7 protein-coding genes and 1 pseudogene are annotated in these 18,440 nt (G+C 71.2%); all 8 read left to right on the top strand.

The window, feature by feature from the left end:
* Positions 1–39 precede the first annotated feature (39 nt).
* Positions 40–2,514 (top strand): FkbM family methyltransferase, encoded by a 2,475-nt coding sequence (locus ACIRQP_RS34195; protein WP_403897312.1) that lies wholly within the window; start codon positions 40–42, stop codon positions 2,512–2,514.
* Positions 2,501–3,067: pseudogene (locus tag ACIRQP_RS34190) on the top strand (3-hydroxyacyl-CoA dehydrogenase family protein); the annotation flags it as partial. The gene ACIRQP_RS34195 and the pseudogene ACIRQP_RS34190, both read left to right, overlap by 14 nt.
* The gene (locus ACIRQP_RS34185) at positions 3,050–3,382 is read left to right on the top strand and encodes a 3-hydroxyacyl-CoA dehydrogenase family protein (protein ID WP_403897417.1); all 333 of its coding nucleotides are present in this window, start codon (positions 3,050–3,052) and stop codon (positions 3,380–3,382) included. The pseudogene ACIRQP_RS34190 and the gene ACIRQP_RS34185, both read left to right, overlap by 18 nt.
* A gap of 51 nt (positions 3,383–3,433) precedes the next feature.
* The gene (locus ACIRQP_RS34180; RefSeq protein ID WP_403897309.1) at positions 3,434–3,688 is read left to right on the top strand and encodes an acyl carrier protein; all 255 of its coding nucleotides are present in this window, start codon (positions 3,434–3,436) and stop codon (positions 3,686–3,688) included.
* A gap of 22 nt (positions 3,689–3,710) precedes the next feature.
* On the top strand, positions 3,711–4,862 hold the full coding sequence (locus ACIRQP_RS34175) for an acyl-CoA dehydrogenase family protein (protein WP_403897307.1): 1,152 nt from the start codon (positions 3,711–3,713) through the stop codon (positions 4,860–4,862).
* Entirely contained in the window at positions 4,859–5,899 is a 1,041-nt protein-coding gene (locus ACIRQP_RS34170) for an HAD-IIIC family phosphatase (protein ID WP_403897304.1), read from the top strand. The genes ACIRQP_RS34175 and ACIRQP_RS34170 overlap by 4 nt, the downstream gene beginning before the upstream one ends.
* Positions 5,900–5,914: 15 nt before the next feature.
* Complete coding sequence (locus ACIRQP_RS34165) at positions 5,915–17,578, top strand: amino acid adenylation domain-containing protein (protein WP_403897301.1); 11,664 nt, start codon at positions 5,915–5,917, stop codon at positions 17,576–17,578.
* Complete coding sequence (locus ACIRQP_RS34160) at positions 17,571–18,431, top strand: alpha/beta fold hydrolase (protein WP_403897298.1); 861 nt, start codon at positions 17,571–17,573, stop codon at positions 18,429–18,431. The genes ACIRQP_RS34165 and ACIRQP_RS34160 overlap by 8 nt, the downstream gene beginning before the upstream one ends.
* The last annotated feature ends 9 nt before the right edge of the window (positions 18,432–18,440 follow it).

The raw sequence follows: 18,440 nt of genomic DNA, 5'->3' as shown, positions 1-18,440 counted from the left end.
TCGACTCTTTCCGGCCGGCCGAAACCCTCAAGGAGAGGTATGAGCCCCAACACCATCACAGCGGAGGAGACCGGAGACCGGACGGCATCGCCGTCCCAAGGACCGGTCCCGTGGCACCTCGCCCTGGTCAGCGGCGCGAGCGGTACCTCCCTCGACGCCGGACTGGCCGGGCTCAAGGCCCGGTTCACCGCCTCCCCGGCCCACGAGGACGTCCCCGTCCGGATACGGACCCTCGGCACCGCCCCGGGCGGCCACCGCGGCGCCGTGCTGGCCGGTGAGGGCGGAGCGACGGAACTGGGCGCCAAGACACCTGCCCCGGCCACCGCGTCCGTCGCCTTCATGTTCCCCGGCCTCGGCGACCACTACCTCGACATGGGCCGCGACCTGTACCGCGACTTCCCGGTATTCCGTGAGGCCCTCGACACGTGCGCCCAGGTCCTCACCCCCGAACTGGGCCTGGACATCCGGGAAGTGGTGTTCCCCGCCCCGACGTCCGAGGAGCACACCACCGCGGCACCGGCCATGGATCTGCGCCGTATGCTCGGCCGCGACCCGGCCCCCCGCGGCGAGAACGAACGCAGGCTCGGCACCACCCGCCTGGCCCAGCCCGCCCTCTTCGCCATCGAGTACGCCCTGGCCCGGCTCTGGGACTCCTGGGGCGCCCGGCCCTCCGTCATGATCGGCTACAGCCTCGGCGAGTACGTCGCGGCGGCCCTCGCCGGAGTGCTGTCCCTCGAAGACGCGCTCACCCTCGTGGCCCGCCGCGCCGCGCTCATCGATGCGCTGCCCCCCGGCGCCATGCTCGCCGTGATGCTTCCCGAGGACAGGGTCCGCCCGCTGCTCGGCGCCGACGTCTCCCTGTCCGCCGTCAACGGCCCGGACTTCTGCGTGGCCGCGGGACCGGTCGCCGCGATCGAGGCACTGGAACGCACCCTCACCGAGCAGAGCGTCATCAACCGCCGCGTCCAGTCCACGCACGCCTTCCACTCCTCGATGATGGAGCCCATCGCCGACCAGCTGACCGAGCTGGTAAAGACCCTGACGCTCCATCCGCCCCGCATCCCCTACGTCTCCAACGTCACCGGCCGGATCATCACGGACGAGGAGGCCACGGACCCCGCGTACTGGGCCCGGCACCTGCTCAGCCCGGTCCTCTTCGCCGAGGGCCTGCGCAGCCTCGGCACCGCGAACCTCCTGCTGGAGACCGGCCCCGGCCAGACGCTGAGCAGCATGGCCACCGTGGTCCGCGGCAGCGAAGGGGGCGCCATCGTCGCCTCCATGCGCCACCCGCTGGAGCGCCAGTCCGACTCGGCCACCGCCCTCAAGGCGCTGGGCCGGCTGTGGCTCGCCGGCGCCGACATCGACTGGGTCGGCTTCCCCGCCTCCGAGCTGGACATCGTGGCCGACGGCGCCGCGACGGCCGCCCGTGACGCGGAGGAGCCCGCACCGACCCCCACCGAACAGGAACTCCGCAGCCTGTGGGCCAGGCTCCTGAAGAACGAACACCTGCCCCGCGACGTCAGCTTCTTCGAGGTCGGCGGCAACTCGCTGCTCGCCACCCGGCTGATCCTGCGCGTCGAGCGGACCTTCGGCACCGAGCTGTCGCTGCGCCAGGTCTACGAGTGGGCCACCCTGCCCCGGATGGCCGCCGCCATCGATGTCCTGCGCGCGGGCGGCGAGCCGGCCCGGCCGCAGGAGGGCTCCTCCCACACGGGTTATTCCCTGGCCCGCTTCACCCTGCCCAACGGTCTGACCGTCTCCCACCAGAACGAGGCGGAGACCCGCCACTTCTACGAGGACATCTTCGACCACCGCACCTACGCCAAGAACGGCATCTCCCTCCCGGACGGTGCCACGGTCCTCGATGTCGGCGGCAACATCGGCCTGTTCACCCTCTTCGCCCACTACGAGGCGAAGGACGTACGGGTCTTCACCTTCGAGCCGGCACCTCCGATGTTCGAACTGCTGAGCCGGAACGTCGCCGAGCACGGAGTCAACGCCACGCTCTTCAACATCGGCCTCTCCGACACCGAGGCCGAGGCGAACCTCACCTTCTACCCACGCAGCTCCGGCATGTCCTCCTTCCACCCCGACGAGGAGGAGGAGAAGCACAACCTGCGCACGATCATCGCCAACCAGCAGAAGGCCGGTGCCGACGAGGAAGTCGCCGAGCTCATCTCGTCCGACGAACTGATCGACGTCCGCTTCGAGGCGATCGACTTCACCGCCACACTGCGCCCGCTCAGTGCCGTCATCCGCGAGCAGGGCATCGAACGCATCGACCTGATCAAGATCGACGTGCAGAAGAGCGAGCGCCAGGTCATCGACGGCATCGCCGACGAGGACTGGCCGAAGATCCAGCAGATGGTGCTGGAGGCGCACGACGCGGACGGTGAGGTCGGCCGGCTCGTCGCGCTGCTGGAGAGCCGCGGCTTCACGGCCAGGGCGGAACAGGACGAGCTGTACGTCGGCACGGACATCCACAACATCTACGCCGTTCGCGGCGAACGGTAACGGAGTCGTAGGAATCATGGAATTCACGACGGTAGGAGTCGTCGGTGCGGGCGTCATGGGCGTCGGCGTCGCACAGAATCTCGCGCAGACCGGCCACCAGGTGGTACTCGTCGACATCTCCGACGAGGTGCTCGACAACGCGCGCCGCGAGCTCCGCAACGGCCTGCGCGCCTACACCCTGTTCAACAAGGGCTCCGCCGTCGACCCGGCGGAGATCTTCGACAGGATCGAGTTCACCACCGACGACGAACTGCTGGCCAAGGCCGACTTCGTCGTCGAGAACGTCACCGAGGACTGGGGCATCAAGCAGCAGGTGTACGAGCGGATCGACCGCATCGTCCGCCCCGACGTGGTCTTCGCCGTCAACACCTCGGCGATCTCCATCACCCGCGTCGGCTCGGTGACCACGCGCCCCGAGCGGGTCGTCGGCATGCACTTCATGAACCCGGTGCCGATGAAACCGATGGTCGAGGTCATCCGCGGCCACCACACCACACCCGAGACCATCGACACCGCCCGCCGCTTCCTCGCCGCGATGGGCAAGGGCTGCATCGTCGTCGAGGACGTGCCCGGCTTCGTCTCCAACCGCGTCCTGATGCTCACCATCAACGAGGCTGCCTTCCTGGTGCAGGACGGTGTGGCACCCGCGGCCGACATCGACCGGATCTTCAAGACCTGCTTCGACCACAAGATGGGCCCGCTGGAGACGGCCGACCTGATCGGCCTCGACACCATTCTGAAATCGGTCGAGGTGCTCTACGAGAGCTTCAACGACAGCAAGTACCGGCCCGCCCCGCTGCTCAAGAAGATGGTCGCCGCCGGCCTGCTCGGGCGCAAGAGCGGCGAGGGATTCCACCAGTACCGCTGACCGGACAGACACCCGGCGCCGCACCTACACGACAACAGGACGGAAGAGAAGATGAGCACGGACAACAGGGCAAGGATCGCGGACTACCTCTCCCGCTTCTTCCCGGTTCAGGACCTGAAGGACGACGACGACATCTTCGCCCTCGGCTTCGTCAGCTCGATGTTCGCCATGCAGCTCGTCTCCTTCGTCGAGCACGAATTCGGCATCACGGTGGACAACGAGGACCTGGAGCTGGAGTACTTCCGCTCCATCAGCGCCCTCGACGCGTTCGTCGCACGCAAGCTGGCCGTCCCGGTCCCGCAGTAGGACACGAGCGGACACGACGACGATGACCGGAGCGCTCACCGCCCAGCAGGCGCAGGCCCACAAAGAATTCCGGGCCTTCACCGACCGCCACATCGCCCCCCACGCCGACGAACACCACCGGACCCAGCGCACCCCGCCGCGGTTCATCCGGCTCCTCGCCGACGAGGGCCTGCTCGGGCTGCCCCTTCCCGAGGCGTACGGCGGCGGCGGCAGCGACGCGGTCACCCTCGGCCTGCTCGCCGGCGAACTCGGCCGGGCCTGCTCCTCGCTGCGCAGCCTGCTGACCGTCCACACCATGGTGGCGCACGCCGTCAACCGCTGGGGCAGCCGCACCCAGAAAGAGAACTGGCTGCCCCGGCTGGCCCGCGGCGAGCGGACCGGCGCACTCGCCGTGTCGGAGCCGGGCGCCGGCAGCGACGCCTCCGCCGTGACCACCCGGCTCGTCCGCGACGGCGACCACTGGGTGGTCGACGGCCACAAGACATGGACGACATACGGGGAGACCGCCGGCCTGTTCCTGGTCGTCGGCCGCTCCGAGGAAGGACCCACGGCTCTGCTCGTGGAACGGGACACCCCCGGCCTGCGGACCGAACTGATCGAGGACATGATCGGCATCCGGGCCTCCATGACGGCCCACGTGTACTTCGACAACTGCCGCGTACCGGCCGCCAACCTACTGGCCCGGCCCGGTCTCGGGGTGTCCCATGTGACCGGCGCCGCCCTCGACCTCGGCCGCTACACCGTCGCCTGGGGCTGCGTCGGCATTCTCGACGCCTGCCTGGAGGCGAGTGTCGACTACGCCTCGACCCGGAAGCAGTTCGGCTCTCCCATCAAGGACCACCAGCTCGTCAGACGCATGATCAGCAACATGTACACGGACGCCCGCGCCGCCAGGCTGCTGTGCCTGGAGGCCGGACGGCTGCGCGACCAGCGCGACCCCGGCGCGCTCGCCGCGGCCTCGACAGCCAAGTACTTCGCCGCCACCGCCGCCGGCCGCGCCGCGGCCGACGCCGTCCAGATCCACGGCGCCAACGGCTGCAGCTCCGACTACCCCGTCCAGCGCTACCTCGGGGACTCCAGGGTCATGGAGATCATCGAGGGCAGCGCACAGCTCCACCAAGTGGGCCTTGCCGAGTACGCGTTCCAGGAACGCGGACCGAGGAGTGAGCGATGACGACGACGACCGTCAAGACCGTCAAATGCGTGGTGTGGGACCTCGACAACACCGTATGGGACGGGGTGCTGCTCGAGGACGGTGACGTCACACTGCGCCCCGCCGTCGTGGAGGTGATCCGCACACTCGACGAACGCGGCATCCTGCACTCGATCGCCAGCCGCAACGACCACGACGCGGCCCTCGCGAAGCTGGAGGAGTTCGGCATCGCCGAGTACTTCCTCCACCCGCAGATCAACTGGGGCAACAAGTCCGACTCCGTCAAGGCCGTCGCCGAGGCGATCAACATCGGTATCGACACCCTGGCCTTCGTCGACGACCAGCCCTTCGAGCGCGACGAGGTCGCCTTCGCCCACGCGCAGGTCCTGTGCATCGACGCCCTCGACGCCGAACGCATCCCCGGCCTGCCCGAGATGCGGCCCCGCTTCGTCACCGCCGACTCCCGTGAACGCCGCCACCTCTACCGCGCCGACGCGCGGCGCAAGCAGGCCCAGGACGCCCACCAGGGCACCGACGAGGACTTCCTCGCCTCCCTCCGTATGCGCTTCACCATCGCGCCCGCCCAGGAGCGCGACCTGCAGCGCGCCGAAGAACTCACCGTGCGCACCAACCAGCTCAACGCCACCGGCTACACCTACTCCTACGAGGAACTGGACGCCTTCCGCCGCTCACCCCGGCACGAACTGCTCGTGGCCGGCCTGGAGGACAGATACGGCACGTACGGCAGGATCGGCCTCGCCCTCGTCGAACGCGGCGACGACGCATGGACCGTGAAGCTGCTGCTCATGTCCTGCCGGGTCATGTCGCGGGGCGTCGGCTCCGTACTGCTCAACCATCTGATCCGCGGCGCCCGCGACGCGGGCGTGAGGCTGCGCGCCGAGTTCGTGCCCACCAGCCGCAACCGGACCATGTTCATCACTTACAAGTTCTCCGGCTTCCGCGAGGTCGGCAAGAACGGCGACGTGTCCGTCCTCGAGCACGACGGCACCGGGCTGCAGGGCTTCCCGGCGTACATGGACGTCACGGTCGAGGACTGAGGAGACACGAGGCAGATGGCTGAGAACAACACCGCGGCGGGCGAGGAGCGGCTGCGGCGCGCGATGGCCGCCGTCCTTCAGCTTCAGCAGCGCAACGCGGAGCTGGAGAACCGGCAGACCGAGCCCGTCGCGATCGTCTCGATGGCCTGCCGGCTTCCGGGCGGCATCGACACCCCGGAGAAGTACTGGAGCCTGCTGGCCCGCGGCGAGGACGCCATCGGTCCCTTCCCACAGCGGTGGGACGACCTCGACCTGTACGACGCCGACCCCGGCGCCCCCGGGAAGAGCTACGCCCGCGAGGGCGGCTTCCTCACCGACCTGGAGCGTTTCGACGCGGACTTCTTCGGCATCACCCCCCGAGAAGCCCTTTCCATGGACCCGCAGCAGCGGCTGGTACTGGAGACAGCCTGGGAGGCGCTGGAACGCGGCGCGATACCCCCCGGTGCCCTCAGCGGCAGCCGCACCGGCGTGTACCTGGGCGCCATGCGCTCCGACTACGGAACCGGCCAGAGCGACCTGGAATCCCTGGACGGCTACCAGGGCACCGGTATCTCCGGCAGTGTCGTCTCCGGCCGTCTGTCCTACCAGCTCGGCCTGCAGGGCCCCGCGGTCACGGTGGACACAGCCTGCTCGTCGTCCCTCGTGGCCATCCACATGGCCTGCGCGGCCCTGCGCGCCGGGGAATGCGACACCGCTCTCGCCGGAGGCGTCACGGTGATGAGCTCGCCCGCGCTGTTCGTCGAGTCCAGCCGGCTGGGCGCGATGGCACCCGACGGGCGCTGCAAGAGCTTCTCGGCGCAGGCCGACGGAGGCGGCTGGTCCGAAGGCTGCGGCATGCTCGTCCTCAAGCGCCTGTCGGCCGCGCAGCGCGACGGCGACCGGATCTGGGCCGTGATCCGGGGATCCGCGGTCAACCAGGACGGCCGCAGCCAGGGTCTGACCGCACCCAACGGCCCCGCGCAGCAGCGGGTCATCCGCGCCGCCCTGGCCGCCGCCCGGCTCACCTCCGCGGACATCGACGCCGTCGACGCCCACGGCACCGGCACCCCGCTCGGTGACCCGATCGAAGCAGGCGCCCTGGCCGAGGTGTTCGGGCCGGGGCGTGCCGCGGACCGGCCCCTGCTGCTGGGATCGTCCAAGTCGAACATCGGCCACACACAGGCCGCGGCAGGCGTCGCCGGCGTCATCAAGATGGTCCTCGCGCTCCACAACGGGCAACTCCCCAAGTCCCTGCACACCGAGCAGCCCAGCCCGCACATCGCCTGGGAGGACAGCGGACTGCGGCTGCTCGACGAGGCGTACCCCTGGAAACGCGGCGCACGGCCGCGCAGAGCGGGCGCCTCGTCCTTCGGCATCAGCGGCACCAATGCCCATCTGATCCTGGAGGAGGCCCCCCAGCCCTCACCCGACGAGGACGCGGCGCCCGAGCCCGTGCGGCCGCTCACCCAGGCGTATCCGATCGTCGTGTCCGCACCCGACCCCCAGGCCCTGCGCGCCCAGGCACGCCGATGGGCCGACTGGTTCGCGGAGCACCCCTCCCAGCCGATGCCCGCGACCGCGCGCGCCGCCGCCCTGGGCCGTACCCATTTCACCGCACGCGCCGCCGTCCTCGCCCACGACAGCGAGGAGGCACACAGCGCACTGCGCGCTCTCGCCGACGGCCTGCCGCACGAGAACCTGGTCGACGCGGAGGCCGAAGAGCGCGGCAAGGTCGTCTTCGTCTTCCCCGGCCACGGCAGCCAGTGGCGTGAGATGGGCCGCCGCCTGCTGGCCGACTCGGAGGTGTTCGCACAGACCGTCGACGCCTGCGACCGGGCCTTCGGGCCCTGGATGGACTGGTCGGTGCGCGACCTGCTCGCCGTGGAGGAACAGCCGGATCTGCCCTTCGACCGCCTGGACGTTCTCCAGCCGGCGCTCTTCACGATGGCGATGGGCCTGACGGCGGTGTGGCGCACGCTCGGCCTCGAACCGGCCGCCGTGGTGGGCAGCAGCCAGGGCGAGGTGCCGGCCGCCGTCGTCGCCGGCGCCCTCTCCCTGGACGACGCCGCGAAGATTGTCGCGCTGCGCAGCCAGGCGCTCCTGCGCGAGTGCAGCGGCCGGGGCGCCATGGCGCTGGTGGAACTGCCCGCGGCCGAGGTGGAGGAACTGATCACCCCCTACGGCGACGCCCTGTCCGTGGCCCTCGTCAACACGCCGGGTTCCACCGTTGTCTCCGGCGACCCGGAAGCGGTGGACGCCCTGCTCGCCGGGCTGGAGGGCCGGGACGTGTTCTGCCGCCGGCTCAGCGCCGACGCCGCCGGACACTGCGCCCACGTCGATCCCATCCTGCCCGGCCTGGCCGAGGACTTCGCCGGCATACACCCCACAGAATGGGCAATTCCGTTCTACTCCACGGTGACCGGCGGGGTTCTCGAAGGCACCGCGCTGGACGGCGCGTACTGGTGCCGCAACCTGCGCGAGACCGTTCGCATGGACCGCGCGCTCGGAAAGCTCGTCGCCGACGGTTTCGGCGTCTTCGTCGAGATCAGCGCGCACCCCGTGCTCGGCATGCCCCTGACCGGCGCCACAGCCGACTCCGGCGGCATCGTGGTGGGCACCCTGCGCCGCGACCAGGGCGGAACCGCCGAGTTCATGCGTTCCCTGGGAGCCCTCCACGCCCAAGGACACGAAGTGGACTGGGAGCGCGTCCTGGGATCCGGCGAACGGCGCCACCTGCCGCAGCTGCCCACCTACGCGTTCCAGGGACACCGCTTCTGGTTCGGCGCCCCCCGCCGGGCCACCCCGGACGGCACGGCCGGACGCGAGGCCACCGCCGGATTCCACGACACGGCGGCCGACGCGGCACCCGACGACCTGCGCGGGCGGCTTGCCGCACTGCCCGCACAGACGGCACTGACACAGCTCACCGACCTCGTACGCGAGGAAGCCGCCGCACTGCTCGGCGTCGCCGAGCCCGTCCCCGCCGACCGCCGCCTGCGGGAACTCGGGCTGGACTCCATCATGGGCCTCCAGCTGCGCAACCGGCTCGGACGGCTGGCCCGCCTCACCCTCCCCACCAACGTCGCCTTCGCCCACCCCACGGCCCGCGAGATCGCGGCCCACCTGCTCGGCATCATCCACGGCGACCTGGAGCCGGCGGACGACACACTGCCCCTGGAACGCGCCGCGCAACGCGCCATCCACCCGGCCACCGAAGGACAGCGCCGCCTGTGGTTCCTGGAGCAGATGGAGCCCGGCAGCGCCCAGTACAACGCCCCTGTTTCCCTGCGCATGGCCCGGCCCCTCGACCCCGGCCTGCTCTCCCGCGCCCTCACCCACCTCATGCGCGGACACGAGGCCCTGCGCACGGGCCTGGAGGTACGCGACGGCGAACTCGTCCAGATCGTGCACGAGAACGTCGTGCCCCCCTTCACCCACGAGGACCTCTCGGCCAGCGACCCCGCGGGAGCAGCGGTGCGCGAGCGGGTCCGTGCCGAGGAACGCGCCCCCTTCGCCCTGTCCGGCCAGTCCCTGCTGCGTCTCCTCCTGCTCGACGTCCCCGGTGGCGAACAGCTGCTGTGCCTGACGATGCATCACGCCATCAGCGACGGATGGTCACTGACCCTGATACTCGACCAGCTCCACACGCTGTACGAGGAACTGGCACGCGGCACCGATCCCGCCGCCGCGCCCGCCCCCCACCACCTCGGCGACTACGCGCGCTGGCAGCAGCGCGCCGTGGGGGAGAACCACTTCGCGACCGGGCTCGAGTACTTCGCGGCGGAACTCGACGGCATGAGCCGCATCGACCTCCAGCAGCAGCAGCACACCGCCACCGCGGAGAGCGGCACGGTCGATTTCACCGTGCCCGAGGAACTGCGCCGGGCACTGGAGGAACTCGCGGCGCGAAGCGGTGTGACTCCGTACACCGTCTACGCCGGCGCCTTCGCGCTGCTGCTGGCCCGCAGCACCGACAGCTATGACTTCGGCCTGGGCACCATCTGGGCCAACCGTCACCTGGCCGGCACCGAAGACCTGATCGGGTTCCTGGTGAACACCCTGCCGCTGCGCTGTGACCTGACCGGCGATCCGACGTTCGAGGAACTCCTCGCGTCCATGGCCGCGCGGATCGAGCGGCTGTCCGGGCATCAGGACGTGCCGCTCACCGAGGTCGTGCGCGTGGCCGCCGGCTCCCGCACCGGTGAGGAGAACCCGCTCTTCCGTGTGCTGTTCAACTACCGGGCGACCACGCTGCCCGCCCTCGGCGACGGACCGGACGCCTGGGTGCCGTCGCCCGACACGAGTGTCTCCGGATCCCCGCACGGCGTGGCCAAATCCGAACTCGGACTGACCCTCGCGCCCGGCGCAACCGGCCTGGTGGGCGAGCTGGAATACCGGACCCGGATACTCGACCCGGACACGGCCCGGCGGATGACGGAGAACTTCCGCACCCTGCTCGCCGACCTGGTCCGCGACCCCGCCCGCCCGCTCAGCCACTTCGAGCTGCTCGGTGACGAAGAACGCACCTGGTTCGAACAGCTGACGGACCGCGCGGTGCGAGCCGCCGGCAGCCACCACGACAGCGCCCTCCACCTCATCCTCGCCCAGGCCCGCACCACCCCCGACGCCGTGGCCCTGGCCGACGCCGGACAGCAGCTCACCTACCGGGAGACGCTGCTGCGCGCCGGCGCCCTCAGCGACCGTATGCGCGAGCGGGGCGTCACACCCCGCTCACTCGTCGGCATCCACCTGCCGCGCTCGGCGGACATGGTCGTCGCCGTCCTGGCCACGTGGCTCACCGGAGCCGCCTACCTTCCGCTGGACCCCGCCTACCCCAAGGCGCGACTGGACCATGTGGCACAGGACAGCGGCCTGACCGTCGTGATCTCCACCGCGCAGGGCGCCGCCGACGTGTCCGGCCACGGCGTCGACGTCCTGATACCCGACGGCCGGACCCCCACCGCCACCGCTCTCCCGCAGCCGCCCGCCGGCCTCGCGCCCGACGACCTCGCGTACGTCATCTACACCTCGGGCTCGACGGGCAGCCCCAAGGGCGTCATGGTCGAACACGACCAGTTCGCCACCTTCTGCCGCGCCATGGACGAGCGGGTCGGCGGGGGACCGGGACACACCTGGCTCGCGGTGACCAGCCTGTCCTTCGACATCTCGACACTCGAACTCCTGTGGACCCTGACCCGCGGCTACCGCGTCGTCATCGCCCAGGGCACGGTGGCCGACTGGTCCGGCTACGCCCACTGGGCACCGACGCACCTGCAGTGCACCCCCTCGCTGGCCCGCATGCTGCTGGCGGACACCGACGGCAGGGCCCTGGTGCGCAACCTGGACCGCATGCTGGTCGGCGGCGAACCGCTCGACCGGGCACTGGCCCGAAAGCTCACCGAGCTCCTCGACGGCGAGCTGACCAACATGTACGGACCGACCGAGACCACCGTCTGGTCCTCGGCCTGGAGCGTCGAGCCGGGCGAGATCAGCCTCGGAGAACCGCTGCACGGCAACCGGCTCTACGTTCTCGACCGCGCCGGCCGGCGCGTGCCCCGGGGCTTCAGGGGCGAACTCCACATCGGCGGACGGGCGGTCACACGCGGCTACCTCAAACGCCCCGAACTCACCGCCGAACGCTTCCTGCCCGACCCGTTCGCCGGCGGGCCGAACGCCCGGATGTACCGCACCGGAGACGTCGTACGGTACCGCGGCGACGGCACCGTGGAGTTCTGCGGCCGTACCGACTCACAGGTCAAACTGCACGGACACCGCATCGAGCTGGGCGAGATCGAGTCCGTGGCGGCCGAGCACCCGGCCGTGGCCGAATGCGCCGCGGTGATACGCCCCGACGCCACCGACGAGCCGAGGCTTCACCTGTACTGGGCCCCGCCTCCGGGCCGGGAACCGAGCGCCCCGGAACTGCCGGCTCTGCTCGCCCAGCGGCTCCCCGCCTACATGGTGCCCTCCTACTTCGTCGTACTGGACGAGCTGCCGCACACCCCGAACAAGAAAATCGACAAGGGGGCCATCTCCCTCCTCCCCGCCCCCCGCGCGCTGCCCGCGCGCGCGGCGGCGGAAACGGGCGACGAGATCGAACGTGCCGTCAACGAGGCCTGGGCGCAGGTGCTGGGCCGGCCGGTGATCGATCCCGACAAGGGCATCTTCGACCTGGGCGCCGATTCCATGGCGGCCCTCAAGGCCCACAAACTGATGTGCACGGCCCTGGACCGGGAGTTCCCCCTGTCCGCGCTCTTCCGCTATCCGACGGCCCGCCGGCTGACCGGCTACCTCCGGGGCGCGCCCGCACCCGCGGAAGAGCCGCTCATCACTGAGCACGCGCCGCGCCCGCAGGACGACGCCGTCGCCATCGTCGGCATGGCGTGCAAGCTGCCCGGCGCACCCGACGTCGACACCTTCTGGGACAACCTGCGCAACGGCGTCGAATCCATCACCTACTTCACCGACGAGGAACTCATCGCCGCGGGAGTACCGCGGGAGGACCTCACCCACCCCGACTACGTCCGGGCCCGCGCCGTCACGGAAGGGGCCGACCTCTTCGACGCCGCGTTCTTCGACTACTCGCCCGCCGAGGCCGAGTCCATGGACCCGCAGCACCGGCTGCTGCTGGAAACGTCCTGGCAGGCCTTCGAGAACGCGGGGATCGTCCCGCAGGACGTCAAGGGCAAGGTGTCCGTCTTCGCGGGCTCCGGCTACGGCGGCTACCAGCAGGGCGAGACGACTGATCTGTCGTCCTTCTACCGCACGATGATCGGGAACAAGAACGACTACCTCGCCACCCGCATCGCCCACCGGTTCAATCTGCGCGGCCCCGCACTCACGGTGCAGACCGCGTGCTCCACCGGACTGGTCGCCACGCATCTGGCCTGCGAGAGCCTGCGGCGCGGCGAGTCGGATGTGGCCCTCGTCGGTGCCTCGTCCCTGACCATCCCCCTCGTCCAGGGCTTCGTCCACCAGGAAGGCCTGGTCGTCTCGCCGGACGGCAAGTGCCGCGCCTTCGACGAGAAGGGCGGCGGCACGGTCTTCGGCAGCGGAGTCGGTGCGCTGGTACTGCGCAGACTCTCCGACGCCGAAGCCTCCGGCGACCGCGTCTACGCCGTGCTCCGCGGCAGTGCCGTCAACAACGACGGCGCCGGCAAAGCGGGTTTCACCGCACCGAGCGTCGACGGCCAGGCATACGCCATCGCCCAGGCACAGGCAGCGGCGGGCTTCGGGGCCTCGGCCATCGGCTACGTCGAAGCGCACGGAACCGCGACGCCGCTGGGCGACCCCATCGAAGTGCAGGCACTGCAGAAGGTCTTCGGCGGCGCCGACCGGACCGAGCCCTGCGCACTCGGCTCGGTGAAGACCAACATCGGGCACGCCGACGCCACCGCGGGACTCGCCGGCCTGATCAAAGCCACCCTGTGCGTCTACCACGGACAACTCGTCCCGAGCCTCAACTACGAACACCCCAACCCCGAAATGGGACTCGACCCGGACCTCTTCTACGTCAACACCACGCTCAGGCCCTGGAAGAGCGACGCACCGCGCCGGGCCGGGGTCTCCTCGTTCGGTATCGGTGGCACCAACGCGCATGTCGTCATCGACCAGGCGCCCCAGCCGTCCACGCGGCCCGCGCCGCACGGCCTCCCGGCGAGCGGACCGGTGCCCATCCTGCTCTCGGGCAAGAACGACGCGAGCCTGCGCGACCAGGCGGCCCGCTGGGCCGACTGGCTGGAGCGACAGCCGCGGACCCCGGTCCTGGACACCGCCCGCACCGCCGCCCAGCGGCGCACCCACTTCACCGAGCGGGCCATGGTGCACGCCGGCACGGCACAGCAGGCGGCCCAGGCCCTGCGCGCACTCTCCGAGGACCGCCCGCACGCCGATCTGGCCCGGTCCGCCGCGGCCCCCAGGGGACGGACGGTCTTCGTCTTCCCGGGCCAGGGAGCGCAATGGCTCGGCATGGGACGCGCCCTGATGACCGATTCACCGGCGTTCGCCGAGACGGTCCAGGCCTGCGACGCCGCGTTCGCGCCGCTCATCGGCCACTCCGTGACGCGGCTGCTTCAGGACGAGGCCGTTGACGACGCCACGCTTCAGCGGCTGGATGTGCTCCAGCCGCTGATGTTCACCATGTACGTGGCCCTGTCCGCGGCGTGGCACGAACTCGGCGTGCGCCCGGACGCCGTCGTGGGACACAGCCAGGGAGAGGTCGCCGCCGCCGTGGTCGCGGGCGCCCTGACCCTCGAAGAGGGCGCGCGGATCATCGCCGTACGCAGCCACGCCCTGCACGATGTCGCCGGCGTGGGTTCCATGGCCGTGGCCGAGTTGCCGCTCGCGGCCGTCCAGGAGCGGATCGCGCCCTACGGCGGCCGGATCTCGGTGGCCGCGGTCAACACCCCGCGGTCGGTGGCGGTCTCCGGAGACGCCGACGCCATCGAGGACCTGCTGTACAGCCTCGACGACGACGATGTGGTGTGCGGCAGACTGGAGGCCCCCGTGGCTTCCCACAGCCACCACATGGACGCCCTTCTGCCCGTCATCGAAGCGGAACTCGCCGCTCTCGCCCCCCGGCCGGCACGCGTCCCCTTCTACTCCACGGTGACCGGTGACGTACTGGACGGCAGCGAACTCGGCGCGGGCTACTGGTGCCGCAACCTGCGCGAGCCCGTCCGGCTCGACCAGGCGCAGCGGCAACTCCTCGACACCGGCCACGACATCTTCGTCGAGGTCGGCCCCCACCCCGTCCTGGCCATGCCCCTCAACGAGAACTCGGAGCGGGCCGTGGTCGTCGGCAGTCTCCGGCGCGGCTGCGGAGGGCGCTCCCAACTGCTGCGCAACCTGGGGCTGCTGCACGTACACGGCCACCGCGCCGACTGGACGACCGCACTGGCCGCGCACGGCACCGCCGCCGTCGTGGACCTGCCCGGCTACGCCTTCCAGCGCCGCAGCTACTGGATCGACCCGCCGCGCCACACGACGCGCTCCGGCACGGCGGCCGTCGACGGCTCCTTCTGGGACGCGGTGGGCGGCGGGCAGAGCACACGTCTCGCCGAACTCCTCGACGCACCCGACGCGCTCCGGCACGACATCGAGAAAGTCTTTCCGCTGATCACTGATTGGTGGCACCGTCAGGAGGCCGACGCCAAGCTCACCAGCTGGCTGTACGAGGAGACCTGGCGTCTCGCCCCGCCGAGCCCCGCGGCGGCCACCGGACTGTGGGTCGTGGCCGGCACGGACCGGGACACCACGCAGGCCGACGCCGCCGAGCAGGCCCTGCGCGCCGCAGGAGCCGATGTGCACCGCATGCGCGCCACGGACGACCGGGCTGCCGTCCGCGCGGCCCTGTCCGCGCTGCCGCAGGAGCCGGCGGGCGTACTCACCTTCGGCTCGCTCGACGACACCCCGGGCGAAGGAGGCGTCACCGAAGGACTGCGCACCACACTCGCCCTGCTCCAGGGCGCGGCCGACACCGGCCTGGCCCCCGCCCTGTGGGCAATCACCCGCGGTGGCGTGGACATCGACGGCACCGAGGGCGTCCCGCACCCCTCACAAGCCCTGGTGACGGGCCTGGGACGGGTCGCCGCGCTGGAGGATCCGCTGCGCTGGGGCGGTACCGTCGATCTGCCCCCCGAGCCCCACGACGACTGGGCGACCCAGCTCGTGGCGGCCCTCCTCGCCCCGGACCACGAGGATCAGATCGCGCTGCGCCCCGCCGGACGGTTCGTGCGGCGACTGCGGAACACCACTTTGGGCGTCGGCCGGGCACCATGGCAGGCCCGTGGCACGGCGCTCATCACCGGCGGCCAGGGCGCCCTCGGCAGGCACCTGGCCCGACGGCTCGCCGCCCGCGGCGCGGAGCGGATCGTGCTGGCCTCGCGCCGCACCGCCATGACACCCGAGACCGAGTCGCTGCGCGCCGAACTCGCCGGCCAGGGCGTGCGGTTGTCGGTCGAAGCGTGCGACATCAGTGACCGCTCCCAGGTCGAAGAGCTCATCGCGAGGATCAGGGACGACGACAGCCCCCTGACATTCGTCGCCCACCTGGCGGGCATCTCCCGGATGGCGCCCATCGGTGCCCTCACCCCGCAGGCCATGGCGGAAGAGGCCGCCGCGAAGGTCCTCGGAGCCCAGCACCTGCACGAGGCACTGGCCCAGCACCCCTTGGACGCCTTCGTGCTGTACGGCAGCGGCGCGTCCTTGTGGGGCGGCGCCGGCCAGGCCGTCTACGGCGCCGCCAACACGGCCCTGGAGGCGCTGGCCCGGCACCGCCGCGCCGCCGGACTCACCGCGACCGTCGTGCACTGGGGCGGCTGGGCCGAGGGCGGCATGGTCGACGCCGACACGGAGAGGAAGGCACGCTCCCGCGGCCTGCGCTCCATGACACCCGCGGTGGCGCTGGACGCCCTCGAACTCGCCCTGCGGACGGACACCGTGGTCCTCGGCGTGGCCGACATCGACTGGCCACGCTTCGCCCCCGCCTACCGGGCGGCCCGGCCCCGCCCCCTGATCGAGGAGATCGAGGAGGCCAGGCCCGCACCCGAGACCGGCCTCGCGGCCGGTGACCCGTCGGCGGGCCGGGAACTGCGCGGCGCACTCGCCGCGCAGAGCGCCGAACAGCGGCTGCGCACTGTGACCGACCTGGTGAAGTCGGAAGCGGCAACCGTACTCGGCCTGGCCCCGCCGGACGTGCCGGACCAGCAACCCCTGCAGGAGCTGGGACTCGACTCGCTCATGTCCGTCACCATCCGCAAGGAGCTGGTGCGCCGTACGGGCCTGCCCGTGACCACCGAGGTGATCCTGCGCCGTGCCAGCTGCGCGGGGATCGGTGCCCATCTGCTGGACGAACTGCTGCCAGAGCCGGAGCGGACGGCGGCCCAGCCGCGCGAGAAGGACCCGGATCCCTTGCTCCGTGTCCTCAAGCGGGCCGAGAATCCCCGGGCGCGCATCTTCTGCGTGGCCGGAATGGGAGGCACGACAGGCGGAAACGTGCCGCTCATCCGCCATCTCCCGGACGACATCGAACTCGTCGGGATCCAGCTTCCGGGCCGGGAGGCACGGGCCGGTGAGCCCGCCGCGGACGACATGATGGCCCTCGCCGACCATGCCGTGGCCGCGCTGTCGGGCCGAATGGACATCCCCTTCGTGCTCTACGGGCACAGCCAGGGGGCCTGGCTGTGCTGGGAGATCGCCCACCGGCTGGCCCACCGGCCGGGGGTGCCCCCCGTGGCTCTCGTCGTGGCCTGCGCTCTGCCGCCCCTCGCCGAACCCACGGCGGGGCTGACCAGACTCGCCGAGCTGACCGGCGACTTCGACGCGGCCGCGCCGCAGGAGTTCGCCGAGATCTTCGACGGCCTGCTGCCCGAGGAGATCCTCCGCAGCGAGGAACTGCTCGCCGGCTACGTCGAGCGGCTGCGGGCCGACACCGTCCTCGCCGACAGCCACCGGGCCGCGCTGAACGGCGTGTGCCGCCCCGCGCTCGGCCTGCCGGTCTTCGCCGTCGAGGGAACCCGCGACCCGGTCCTGCCCGAGGGCTCGATGAAGGTGTGGCGCGAGCTGTCCACAGGGCCCTTCACACCGTCGCGCATCGACGGCACGCACGCGGCACCGATCGTCAACGCCGAAGCCATGGCCGGCGAACTCTTGTACGCGATCTCACAGATCGCCACCACCGCGGAGGAGAACCATGCCTGAGATCGAGCGCCCCGACGGCGCACGCCTTCACTACGAGGTGAGCGGTGACGGGTTTCCCGTCCTGCTGCTGGCCCCCGGCGGAGCGGACAGCCGCATCGGCATGTGGGAGTCGAACTTCTACCACCCGGTGACCGAACTGTCCCGGCACTTCCGCGTGATCGCGATGGACCAGCGGTACGCCGGCCGCAGCACCGCACCGGCGGAGCCGTTCTCCTACGAGCAGGGGGCGGCCGACCAGCTGGCGGTCCTCGATGAACTCGGCATCGACCAGGCACACATCGTCAGCGCCGGCGGCGGCACGGCACAGGCCTGGCGGCTGGCACACGACGCCCCGCAGCGGGTGTCCTCGATCGTCGCCCAGACGCCCGTCGGTATCGATCCGGCCGTCAACAGCCTCAGCACCTACCTGCGGCAGTTCGACGAGGCCATGCGCTTCCCCCGCGCCGAGGGACTCACGTCGGTGATCGCGGCCGCCCAGCGGGACAGCCGATTCGCCGCCAACCCCGCCGCGGGTCCCTTCGCCGGCAGGCTGCACAGCGATCCCGAGTTCCGCGAGCAGGTCCTGGCCCTGCGCCGGGAACGCTACATCGTCCGCGTCGTGCGATTCCGCGACGGCCTGTGGCCCGCCGGCTCGGCCTACTTCTCCGTACCCGAGGAGTGGATGACCCGATGCCCGGCACCACTGCTGCTCCTTCCGGGCAGTGACAGCGCGCATCCCGAGCTGCTCGCCAAGCGGATCGCCGACGAGGCACCCGAGGCGACCCTGCTGGACGCGGACTTCGCCTCGGCGGGCAAGCGCGCGGAGACGGTCGGCACCATCGTCTCCTTCCTGACCACCCACACGCCACGCTGACGGAGACGC

This window comes from Streptomyces sp. NPDC102274, assembly GCF_044766385.1.
GTDB lineage: Bacteria > Actinomycetota > Actinomycetes > Streptomycetales > Streptomycetaceae > Streptomyces.
The sequence above is the reverse complement of the archived record's forward strand: the minus strand, read 5'-3'. Positions and strand labels throughout refer to the sequence as shown.